Here is a 10,689-nt window from a genome sequence, read left to right on the forward strand (position 1 = left end):
GCTTGGCCTTCAGAAGCTGGTTGACCGTGCCTGGATTGGCCTTGCCGCCGGTTTCCTTCATCACCTGACCTACGAACCAGCCGATGGCCTGCGGCTTTTCCTTGACCGCCTCGGCCTGGCCCGGATTGGCGGCGATCAGCTTGTCGATGATGGCCTCCAGCGCGCCCGTATCGGAAACCTGGCGCAGGCCGGCCTTTTCCACCACCTCGCCCGCTGCGCCCTCGCCCGCCCACATGCGTTCGAAAACGTCCTTGGCGATGCGCGAGGAGATCACGCCTTCCTCGATCAACTGGACCAGCTCGGCGATTCCGGCCGGGGATATGGGCGAATCGGCGATGTCGATGCCGCCTGCGGTCAGCCTCGCGGCCAGATCGTTGGTCACCCAGTTCGCGGTCAGCTTGGCGTCGCGGCCTTTTGCGGCGGCCTCGTAAAAGTCAGCGCGAGCCTGTTCGATGATCAACACGCCCGCGTCGTAGGCCGTCAAGCCATATTGCGTCTGCAGCCGCGCCTTCTTGGCGTCGGGCAGTTCGGGCAGGGTCGCCTCGATGGCCTTCACCCAGGCGGGATCCAGTTCCAGCGGCAGCAGGTCCGGATCGGGGAAGTAGCGGTAGTCGTGCGCCTCTTCCTTGGAGCGCATGGACCGCGTCTCCATCTTGCCGGGATCGAACAGGCGCGTCTCCTGGTCGATAGAGCCCCCGTCCTCCAGGATCTCAATCTGACGGCGGGCCTCATACTCGATGGCCTGCTGGATATAGCGGTAGGAATTGACGTTCTTGATCTCGCAGCGCGTGCCCAGATGCTTGAAGTCGCCGCTCTCGCGGAACCTCTCATAGGCGCCGGGGCGGCACACCGAGACGTTCACGTCGGCCCGCAGATTGCCCTTCTCCATGTCGCCGTCACAGGTGCCCAGATAGATCAGGATGGTCCTGAGCTTCTTCACATAGGCGGCGGCCTCCTCGGCGGTGCGCATGTCCGGCTTGGAGACGATCTCCATCAGGGCCGTGCCCGAGCGGTTCAGATCGACATAGGTAGAGTTCGGGTCCTGGTCGTGCAGGCTTTTGCCGGCGTCCTGCTCCAGATGGAGCCGTTCGATTCGCACCGTAAAGGTAGAGCCGTCGTCGCGCTCGACGATCACCTCGCCCTCGCCGACGATGGGATCCTTGAACTGGCTTATCTGATAGCCCTGCGGCAGGTCGGGATAGAAATAGTTCTTCCGGTCGAACCGCGACCAGTGATTGATCTGCGCCTTCAGGCCGAGACCGGTCTTCACCGCCTGCTCGACGCAGTGGCGATTGATCACGGGCAGCATGCCGGGCATGGCCGCGTCAACGAGGCTGACCTGCGCATTGGGGGCCGCGCCGGCGCCCACCGCCGCGCCGGAAAACAGCTTGGCGTTGGAGGCGACCTGGGCATGGACCTCAAGGCCGAGGACAATCTCCCAGGGACCGGTGCGCCCCTGGATCTGCTTGGAAGTCGCGACGTCGTTCATGCGCGGTTCAGTAGCCTGCCGCGAAAGAAACCGGAAGCGCGCCCATATGCGCTCTTGCATATTTGCCTTGAAAAGACCTCAAGGTTCGCTCACGTCTGAACGGCGTTTAGAATGGGAACAGGAACCCCCTTATGAAGACCCTTGCACTCGTCGCCGCGCTCGCGGTGGCCTCGATGGCCGCCCCGGCCCTGGCCCAGACCGCTCCTGCCGCCGCTCCGGCCGCGGGCGCCATGTCGGTCGAAACCACCCCGATCGGTGATCTGATCAAGAACGAGGCCGCCAAGGCCGCGCTTGAAAAGGCCCTTCCGGAAATCACTCAGTTCTACGACCAGATCGCCACCATGACGCTGGCCCAGGTCGCCCCGATGAGCCAGGGCGCGCTGGACGACGCCAAGCTGAAGGCCCTTCAGGTCGAGTTCGACAAGATCAAGTAAGACGGCGTGGTGGGGGCTCCAGAGGGAGCCCTCACCACCACTTCTGCGGCTTGGCCCGGAAGTCAGCGGCCTTCTCGATGGCCGACCCCAGTGAAAACAACGTGCCCTCATCCAGATTTCGGCCAATGAGCTGAAGTCCCAGCGGCAATCCTTGCGCATCCAGCCCCGCCGGCACGCTCATGCCGGGCAGACCCGCCAGGTTCACGGTGACCGTGAAGATGTCGTTCAGGTACATGGCGACCGGGTCATCAGATTTCTCACCCAATGCGAAGGCCGCCGACGGCGCTGTCGGCGTCAACAGGGCGTCGCAAGTCTGCCAGGCCTGGTCGAAGTCGTCAGCGATTCGGCGGCGGACCTTCAGCGCCTTCAGATAATAGGCGTCATAGTATCCGGCCGAGAGCACATAGGTGCCGATCAGAATGCGGCGCTTGACCTCTTCCCCGAAGCCCTGGGCGCGGGTGTTCTCGTAGGTCTCGGTGAGGTTGCCGCCATCGACCCGCAGGCCATAGCGCATGCCGTCATAGCGGGCGAGATTCGAGGACGCCTCCGCCGGGGCGATGATGTAATAGGCCGGAAGCGCGTACCTGGTGTGCGGCAGCGACACCTCGACGATCTCGCACCCTGCGTCCTTCAGCCAGGCAATCCCCTGCTCCCACAAGGCATCGATTTCAGGCGGCATCCCGTCGACGCGGTACTCCTTCGGTACGCCGATCCGCAAACCCTTGACCGATTTCCCGCAGAAGCTCGCGAAATCAGGCACTTCGGCGTTGATGCTGGTTGAATCCTTGGGGTCGTGACCGGCCATGGACCGCAGCAGGATCGCGGTGTCCTCGACAGTACGCGCCATCGGCCCGGCCTGATCCAGCGACGAGGCAAAGGCGACGATCCCCCAGCGGGAGCAGCGGCCGTAGGTCGGCTTGATCCCCACAGTGCCGGTGAAGGCCGCCGGTTGCCGGATTGAGCCGCCGGTGTCCGTCGCCGTCGCACCGAGACAAAGCTCTGCCGCCACCGCAGCGGCCGAGCCGCCGGACGAACCGCCCGGCGTCAGGTTGGCGTTGTCGCCCTTCGCCCGCCAGGGATTGGCCACCGGCCCCCAGGCTGAGGTCTCGTTCGACGACCCCATGGCGAACTCGTCCATGTTGAGCTTGCCCAGCATGACCGCGCCGTCGCGCCAGAGGTTCGACGTCACCGTAGATTCGTAGGTGGGCCTGAAGCCCCGCAGGATCATCGAACCGGCGGTGGATTCCACGCCATCCGTGCAGAAGAGATCCTTGATCCCCAGAGGAGCGCCATCCAGCGGGCCCGCGTCGCCACTGGCGCGGCGGGCGTCGGAGGCCCGGGCCATGTCCAGCGCCTTGTCGGGCGTCTCCACGACAAACGCGTTCAGCGCCGACGACGCCTCGACCGCGGCAATGTGGTCGCGGGTGATTTCCTCGGACGAAAAGGTCTTGCTCGCCAGCCCGTCGAGGGCGGCCTTCAGTGAGAGCCCGGTCAGGCCAGCCATTACTCAACCACCTTCGGCACAACAAAGAAGCCCTTGTCGGACTTCGGCGCGTTGCTGAGCACCCGCGCCGGATCGCCACCGTCGGTGACCACATCGTCGCGCAGGGGCAGTTTCATGGCCACAGAAGTGGTCATGGGCTCAACGCCATCCGTGTTGACCTCGGCCAGCTGCTCGATCCAGTCGAGAATACCCGACAGTTCGCGGGCCAGCGGCTCCAGTCTCTCTTCCGGCTCGGCGATCCGCGCGAGCCTGGCGACCTTGCGTACGGTCGCCGCGTCGATGGCCATGGGGCCCTCCAGAACTACAAGCGCGTGGGTTAGCCGTGGCGGGCGCCTCTTTGCAAGCGGCGAGACGTGATATGAACCGGTCATGCCCGTTGTCGACCTGACTGCCCTGCCCCCGCTCCTGCCTGGACAGGCGCCTGTTGCAGGCCTCGACCTGGGGGAGAAGACGATCGGCGTGGCGGTCTCGGACGCGACCCGCGGGATCGCCAGCCCGCTGGAGACCATCCGCCGCACAAAGTTCAACGCCGACGCGGCCCGATTGTTCGAACTGATGGAAAGCCGCGGCGCTGCGGGGATCATCATCGGCCTGCCCGTGAACATGGACGGCACGGAAGGCCCGCGCTGTCAGTCCAGCCGCGCCTTTGCCCGCAACCTTCTGCGACTGCGAGACATGCCCATCGCCTTCTGGGACGAGCGGATGAGTTCGATGGCGATCAACCGGATGCTCATCGAGGAGGCCGACATCAGCCGTGCGCGCCGCGCCGAGGTGGTGGACAGGGCCGCCGCCGGGTGGATCCTTCAAGGGGCTCTGGATCGGCTGAAGAACCTTTAGGGAGGTTCATCCCAAAGCGGCGCTTGGCTTGGGCCGCCCAGTCACCTAAGACCGCGCTTTGATGACTATGACCCCGCCCGGTCTGAATGAGGTCCTGCAGCGGACCTTTTCGTTTCCGAAGAAGCATTTCCTGTCCGCCACCGACCTGAACGAGGTCGAGGTGGTGAATCTGCTGGATCTGGCCGACGGCTTCGTCAGCCTCAATCGTCAGACCGCGAAGAAGCTGGACCTGCTCAAGGGCAGGACGCTGATGAACCTGTTCTTCGAGAACTCCACCCGCACCCAGAGCTCATTCGAGCTGGCCGGCAAGCGGCTGGGCGCCGACGTGGTCAACATGAGCCCGCGCTCCTCGGCCATGTCCAAGGGCGAGACCCTGATCGACACGGCCGTAACCCTTAATGCGATGCAGCCGGACCTGTTGGTCATCCGCCATGCCTCGTCAGGCGCCGCCAGCCTTTTGTCGCAGAAGGTCGGGTGCTCGGTGGTCAACGCCGGTGATGGCCAGCATGAGCACCCCACCCAGGCCCTGCTGGATGCGCTGTCGATGCGCCGCGCCTTCGGCCGAATTGCAGGCCTGAAGGTCGCCATCTGCGGCGACGTGCTGCACAGCCGCGTCGCGCGTTCCAACATCGCCATGCTGCAGATGCTGGGTGCGAACGTGCGGCTGGTCGGCCCGCCCACCCTGATCCCGGTGGCGGCCGAGCGCTGGAACGTCGAGGTGTTCCACAACATGCGCGAGGGCATCGCCGGCTGCGACGTGGTGATGATGCTGCGCCTGCAACTGGAACGCATGGACGGGGTCATGGCGCCGTCTCAGCGTGAGTACTTCCGGTTCTATGGCCTGGATCGCGAGAAGCTGGCCTGTGCGGCGCCGCATGTGCGGGTGATGCACCCGGGACCGATGAACCGCGGTGTCGAGATCGACTCAGAAGTGGCCGATGATCTTTCCGTCAGTCTGATCCAGGATCAGGTGGAAATGGGCGTCGCCGCACGCATGGCGGTGCTGACCTCGCTGGCCGCGCGTCTGGATAACGACCGATGAGCCGGCCTGTCGCCTATCTGAACGCTCGCCTTGTCGACCCGGCCTCGGGCTACGACGGCCCCGGCGCCGTGATCGTCACCGAAGGCGTCATCGCCGACATCGCACATGCGCCGGATTTCGGCCGCCTGTCTGCGGATATCGAGGTCTTCGACGCGGGCGGCGCCCTGCTGATCCCGGGCCTGATCGACATCCGGGTCAAGACCGGAGAGCCGGGAGCGGAACCGAAGGAAACGTTGAAGTCGGCGGCGCTGGCTGCCGCAGCCGGCGGCGTGACAACCATTGTGGTCCAGCCGGACACCAATCCGGTCATGGATGAGCCCTCGGTGGTGGACTTCATCCTGCGCCGCGCCCGCGACATTGAACTGGTCAATGTCTACCCGGCAGGTGCGGCCACCAAGGGCGGCCTTGGCGAGCGGATGGCCGAGATCGGGCTGATGCATGAGGCGGGATGCCTTTATATCACCGACGCGGATCGGCCCATCGTGGACTCCAAGGTGCTTCGCCGCGTCCTCAGCTACGCCAAGGCGTTTGGCGTGCCGGTGGCGCACCGTCCAGCCGATCCCTGGCTCTCGACCGGCGCTGTGGCCAGTGAAGGGGAGTTCGCCGCGCGCATGGGCCTTCCCAGCGTGCCGGCCATTGCCGAGCGGATCATGCTGGAACGGGATCTGGCGCTGGTGGAACTCACCGGGGCACCGTTCATCGTGGATCAGATCACAACTGGCGCGGCCCTGGACAGCCTGAGGCGCGGGCTTGATCGGGGCCTCCCCGTCACGGCCACCACCTCGATCAATCACCTGTCCTTCAATGAAATTGACATCGGGGACTATCGCACCTTCTGCAAGGTAGACCCACCCCTGCGCTCGGAGGGCGATCGGCAAGCGGTGATCGACGCGGTCGCCTCCGGCCTAATCCAGGTCATTGTGTCCGCCCACGCCCCGGCCCCGGCCGAGGACAAGCGCCTGCCCTATGACGAAGCGGCGCCCGGCGCGGTGGGCCTTCAGACCCTGCTGGCGGCCCTGCTGTCTTTCCATCATGACGGACGCATTCCGCTGATCGATCTGATCCGGACCGTGACCTCGGCGCCGGCGAAGCTGCTGGGTTTGCCGGCGGGGCGCATCGCTAGAGGGGCACCGGCGGATCTGGTGATCTGCGACCTCAACGCCCCGGTGGTGATCCAGGCCGATAAGCTTATCTCCAAGTCCAAGAACTCTCCGTTCGACGGACGCAGGCTCCAGGGAAAAGTACTGCGTACCGTCGTGGACGGTCGGACGGTCTACGCCATCTGATCGACCCGGCCCCTACGTTCCTATAATGTTCTTGAAATCAAACTCGACACTGCTAGGTTGCGAACGCGACCGCTGACGAACCCCCGGCGGCGCGCTAGGACCCAGTGTTAAGGGGGAATTCCATGTCGCCGAACCTCATGCTCTTCGCGCTCGCCATCATCGGTGGCTATCTTTTGGGATCAATTCCGTTCGGCGTTATCGCGACCCGCATGGGCGGCGCGGGCGATATCCGATCGGTCGGATCCGGCAACATCGGTGCGACCAATGTGCTGCGGACGGGTCGAAAAGATCTGGCGGCAATCACCCTGCTGGGGGATGGCGGCAAGGGCGCCGTGGCGGTCCTGCTGGCCTGGTTGATGGCGCGCAATGTGCCTGGCGCGCCGGAGCCGACACTGATCGCCCTGGCGGCGGGCTCAGCGTTTCTCGGCCACCTGTTTCCGGTCTGGCTGAAGTTCAAGGGCGGCAAGGGGGTCGCAACCTTCTTCGGAACCTTGCTGGCGGCCGCCTGGCCGGTGGGATTGGCGGCGGGGGCGACCTGGCTGATCGTAGCGCTTGTGTTCCGTATCTCGTCGCTGGCGGCATTGGTGGCCGTGGCTTTGGCGCCGCTCGTCGTTCTTGGTCTGGGCCTGCCGCACGCCATCGCCTTGTTGTCGCTGTTCATGGCGCTTCTGGTGTTCATCCGGCACGAGCCCAACATCCGCCGGCTCCTGCGGGGCGAGGAGCCGCGGATCGGCGGATCCAAAACGGCAAGCGGGGCCGAGTGATCCAGGCGCTTTCCGACGCCCAGCGCCGCGACTGGCTGCGGCTGGTCCGCACAGAAAACGTCGGACCCGTCACCTTTGCACAACTGATAGCCCGCTTCGGCGAGCCGTCGCTGGCGCTCGCCGCCCTGCCTGACCTGGCGCGCCGTGGCGGACGAACGGCAAGCCTGAAGGTCCCCGGCGTCGCAGAGGCCGAGCGTGAACTGGCCGCGGGCGAGGCGCTTGGCGCGCGGATGCTGGCGGCATGCGAGCCCGCCTTCCCCCTGCCTCTGGCAGCCCTGGACCCGCCGCCGCCGCTGCTGTGGGCGCGAGGCGACACCCGGATCCTGAGCCGCCCGGCGGTCGCGATTGTCGGCGCCCGTGTAGCCTCGGCGGCGGCGCAACGGTTTGCCCGGGGGCTGGCGGCTGAGCTGGGCCGGGCGGGCTTCGTCGTGGTCTCCGGTATGGCGCGCGGCATCGATGCGGCGGCGCACGAGGGGGCCATGGCCACCGGTACGGTCGCCGTGCTGGGTGGCGGGGTGGACGACGTCTATCCGCCCGAACACCGTACGCTCTACGATCGCATTCTCGAGGCAGGGTGCGTGGTGTCGGAGAACGAGCCGGGACGCATCGCGGTCGCCCGTGATTTCCCCCGCCGCAACCGCATCATCGCCGGACTTTCACGCGCCGTTGTGGTCGTGGAGGCCGAGCTCCGTTCCGGATCGCTGATCACCGCCCGCCTGGCTGGCGAGCAGGGCCGCGAGGTGCTGGCTGTGCCCGGTTCGCCGCTTGATCCCAGAGCCCGGGGGACCAACGATCTTCTCCGTCAGGGCGCTGCGATCTGCGAAGGCGTCGACGATGTACTGCGGGCGCTGGAGGGGCTTCGTGGCTTCGAGGCGCCGGGCGCGACACCCTACCGCGACCCGACCCCGGAACCTGATGACGGGCTGCGGAAACGCCTGGCGGACCTGCTGTCGCCCACCCCCGTCTCCCGGGACGAACTGGTGCGCGCGACCGGCGCGCCAGCCCCCATGGTCTTCGCCGCCCTGACCGAGCTGGCGCTGGCCGGACGGGCCGAACTGCTGCCCGGAGGCATGGTGGCAAGAATCTAGCCCCTAAAGGGGCTGGTGAAATCCGTTGAAATCCGACCGTTGACAGGCCGTGGGCGCCGCCCCCACGTTCCGCGTTCTTTTCTGGAACAGACCCACCGCATGAAGCTCGTCATCGTCGAGAGCCCCGCCAAGGCCAAGACTATCAACAAGTACCTGGGCGCCGACTTCAAGGTGCTGGCCTCGTACGGCCACGTCCGCGACCTGCCTGCGAAGGACGGTTCGGTACGCCCTGACGACGACTTCGACATGTCGTGGGAAATCGACGGCAAGGCCGCCAAGCGGCTGTCCGAGATCGCCGAGGCCGCCAAGGGCGCCGAGCGCCTCATCCTGGCGACCGACCCGGACCGCGAGGGTGAAGCGATCTCCTGGCACGTGCTGGAGATCCTCAACAAGAAGCGCGGCCTGAAGGAGATCCCGGTCGAGCGCGTGGTGTTCAACGCCATTACCAAGAGCTCGATCCTCGAGGCCATGACCCATCCGCGCCAGCTGGATATGGAACTGGTCAACGCCTATCTGGCGCGCCGCGCGCTGGACTATCTGGTGGGCTTCACCCTCTCGCCGGTGCTCTGGCGCAAGCTGCCAGGCGCGCGTTCAGCCGGACGCGTGCAGTCGGTGGCCCTGCGATGCGTCGTAGACCGTGAGCTCGAGATCGAGCGGTTCAAGACCCAGGAATACTGGACCGTCGAGGCGGAGGTCTCCGCCGGCAGCGACCCCTTCACCGCACGACTGGTGAAGCACGATGGCAAGCGCCTCACGAAGTTCGACCTGGGCAACGAGACCAGCGCCCTGGCCGCACGCGATGCGGTCAAGGCGGCGACGTTCTCGATCACGGCCCTGGAACGCAAACCGGGACGCCGGTCTCCGCCCCCGCCCTTCACCACCTCGACCCTTCAGCAGGAGGCCTCGCGCAAGCTGGGCTTCGACGCCAAGCGGACCATGCAGGCAGCCCAGCGGCTGTATGAAGGCATCGACATCGGCGGCGAGACCGTGGGTCTCATCACCTACATGCGAACAGACGGGGTCCAGACCGCCCCGGAAGCGCTGGACGAGGCCCGCGACGTCATCGGCGGCATCTACGGCAAGGACTATGTGCCGGAAAAGCCCCGGTTCTATTCCACCAAGGCCAAGAACGCCCAGGAGGCCCACGAGGCGATCCGCCCCACCAGCCTGGCGCGAAACCCCGGCAAGATGCGGCTCGAGGGCGATCTGGGACGGCTCTACGAGCTGGTCTGGAAGCGGATGATCGCCTCGCAGATGGAGAGCGCCAGGATCGAGCGCACCACCATCGATATCGACAGCGCCGACGGCAAGACCGGGCTGCGCGCCACCGGCCAGGTCGTGACCTTCGACGGTTATCTGGCGGTCTACGAAGACGGCCGCGACGATCCCGACGACGAGGAAGGCGGCCGCCTGCCGCAGGTGACCCAGGGCGCCGCCGCCCAGGTGCGGTCCGCCAAGGCCGACCAGCACTTCACCGAGCCGCCGCCGCGCTATTCCGAAGCCAGCCTCGTCAAGAAACTGGAAGAACTCGGCATCGGGCGACCCTCGACCTATGCCTCGATCCTTACGGTGCTGCGCGACCGGGCCTATGTCCGGATGGAAAAGCAGCGCTTCATTCCGGAAGACAAGGGTCGCCTGCTGACCGCCTTCCTGGAGGAGTATTTCGCCCGCTACGTCGAATACGATTTCACGGCCGCCCTGGAAGAGCGCCTCGACCTGGTGTCGGCAGGCGAACTGGACTGGAAGGTGCTGCTCCGCGAGTTCTGGCTCGAATTCAACGCCAAGATCGGTGAGACCGCCGAACTGCGGATGAGCGATGTGCTCACAGCCCTCGACGCCACGCTGGGCCCGCACCTGTTCCCCGCAAAGGCCGACGGCTCCGATCCCCGCACCTGCCCGGTCTGCAACAGCGGACGCATGGGCCTGAAGAGCAGCAAGTATGGCCCGTTCCTGGGATGCTCCAACTATCCCGAGTGCCGCCACACCCGGCCCCTTACTGTCGCCGAGGACGGCGAGGACGGCCCGACCGGCGACCGTGAGCTGGGGATTGATCCGGTGACCGGCGAGACCGTGTTCCTGAAGACCGGCCGCTTCGGCGTCTATGTCCAGCTGGGCGAAGGCGAAAAGCCGAAGCGTTCCAGCCTGCCCAAGGGCTGGTCCGCGCCGGACATGGACCTGGACAAGGGCCTGCGCCTGCTGCGCCTGCCCCGCGATGTCGGCAATCACCCGGAGGACGGCAAACCGA

At 66.0% G+C, this 10,689-nt stretch carries 10 protein-coding genes; 7 read left to right on the forward strand and 3 right to left on the reverse strand.

Annotated elements, in window-relative coordinates:
* A partial coding sequence (gatB, locus tag ACIQ42_RS10090) for an Asp-tRNA(Asn)/Glu-tRNA(Gln) amidotransferase subunit GatB (protein WP_397422069.1) occupies positions 1-1,489 on the reverse strand: 1,489 nt, incomplete at its 3' end.
* Positions 1,490-1,620: 131 nt separating this feature from the next.
* On the opposite strand from gatB, the gene ACIQ42_RS10095 reads away from it, so the two are divergent.
* Positions 1,621-1,923: a hypothetical protein gene (locus ACIQ42_RS10095; protein ID WP_397422070.1), complete on the forward strand. Its 303-nt coding sequence runs from the start codon at positions 1,621-1,623 to the stop codon at positions 1,921-1,923.
* 31 nt (positions 1,924-1,954) lie between these two features.
* Here ACIQ42_RS10095 and gatA read toward each other — a convergent pair whose 3' ends face one another.
* Both gatA and gatC read right to left on the reverse strand, forming a co-directional pair.
* The gene (gatA, locus tag ACIQ42_RS10100) at positions 1,955-3,427 is read right to left on the reverse strand and encodes an Asp-tRNA(Asn)/Glu-tRNA(Gln) amidotransferase subunit GatA (protein WP_397422071.1); all 1,473 of its coding nucleotides are present in this window, start codon (positions 3,425-3,427) and stop codon (positions 1,955-1,957) included.
* Complete coding sequence (gene gatC, locus ACIQ42_RS10105; RefSeq protein WP_397422072.1) at positions 3,427-3,714, reverse strand: Asp-tRNA(Asn)/Glu-tRNA(Gln) amidotransferase subunit GatC; 288 nt, start codon at positions 3,712-3,714, stop codon at positions 3,427-3,429. Before gatC ends, gatA begins: the two co-directional genes overlap by 1 nt.
* A gap of 82 nt (positions 3,715-3,796) precedes the next feature.
* Between gatC and ruvX the strand changes: the two genes are divergently transcribed.
* The 6 genes from ruvX to topA all read left to right on the forward strand — a co-directional run.
* Positions 3,797-4,264, forward strand: coding sequence for a Holliday junction resolvase RuvX (gene ruvX / locus ACIQ42_RS10110; protein ID WP_397422073.1), 468 nt, complete (start codon positions 3,797-3,799; stop codon positions 4,262-4,264).
* 61 nt (positions 4,265-4,325) lie between these two features.
* Entirely contained in the window at positions 4,326-5,306 is a 981-nt protein-coding gene (locus ACIQ42_RS10115) for an aspartate carbamoyltransferase catalytic subunit (protein ID WP_397422074.1), read from the forward strand.
* Positions 5,303-6,592, forward strand: coding sequence for a dihydroorotase (pyrC, locus tag ACIQ42_RS10120; RefSeq protein ID WP_397422075.1), 1,290 nt, complete (start codon positions 5,303-5,305; stop codon positions 6,590-6,592). Before ACIQ42_RS10115 ends, pyrC begins: the two co-directional genes overlap by 4 nt.
* 122 nt (positions 6,593-6,714) lie before the next feature.
* Positions 6,715-7,356, forward strand: a complete 642-nt coding sequence (gene plsY / locus ACIQ42_RS10125) for a glycerol-3-phosphate 1-O-acyltransferase PlsY (RefSeq protein WP_397422076.1) — start codon at positions 6,715-6,717, stop codon at positions 7,354-7,356.
* The gene (gene dprA, locus ACIQ42_RS10130; RefSeq protein ID WP_397422077.1) at positions 7,353-8,444 is read left to right on the forward strand and encodes a DNA-processing protein DprA; all 1,092 of its coding nucleotides are present in this window, start codon (positions 7,353-7,355) and stop codon (positions 8,442-8,444) included. The genes plsY and dprA overlap by 4 nt, the downstream gene beginning before the upstream one ends.
* A gap of 99 nt (positions 8,445-8,543) precedes the next feature.
* Positions 8,544-10,689, forward strand: a 2,146-nt coding sequence (gene topA / locus ACIQ42_RS10135; protein ID WP_397422078.1) for a type I DNA topoisomerase, incomplete at its 3' end; no start/stop codon positions are given.

This window comes from Phenylobacterium sp. (genome assembly GCF_044372605.1).
GTDB lineage: Bacteria > Pseudomonadota > Alphaproteobacteria > Caulobacterales > Caulobacteraceae > Phenylobacterium.

Excerpts from the sequence above, each read along its gene's own strand:
- ACIQ42_RS10095 (WP_397422070.1), top strand. The coding sequence starts at position 1,621 with ATGAAGACCCTTGCACTCGTCGCCGCGCTCGCGGTGGCCTCGATGGCC.
- gatA (WP_397422071.1), bottom strand. The coding sequence starts at position 3,427 with ATGGCTGGCCTGACCGGGCTCTCACTGAAGGCCGCCCTCGACGGGCTG.
- gatC (WP_397422072.1), bottom strand. The coding sequence starts at position 3,714 with ATGGCCATCGACGCGGCGACCGTACGCAAGGTCGCCAGGCTCGCGCGG.
- ruvX (WP_397422073.1), top strand. The coding sequence starts at position 3,797 with ATGCCCGTTGTCGACCTGACTGCCCTGCCCCCGCTCCTGCCTGGACAG.
- ACIQ42_RS10115 (WP_397422074.1), top strand. The coding sequence starts at position 4,326 with ATGACTATGACCCCGCCCGGTCTGAATGAGGTCCTGCAGCGGACCTTT.
- pyrC (WP_397422075.1), top strand. The coding sequence starts at position 5,303 with ATGAGCCGGCCTGTCGCCTATCTGAACGCTCGCCTTGTCGACCCGGCC.
- plsY (WP_397422076.1), top strand. The coding sequence starts at position 6,715 with ATGTCGCCGAACCTCATGCTCTTCGCGCTCGCCATCATCGGTGGCTAT.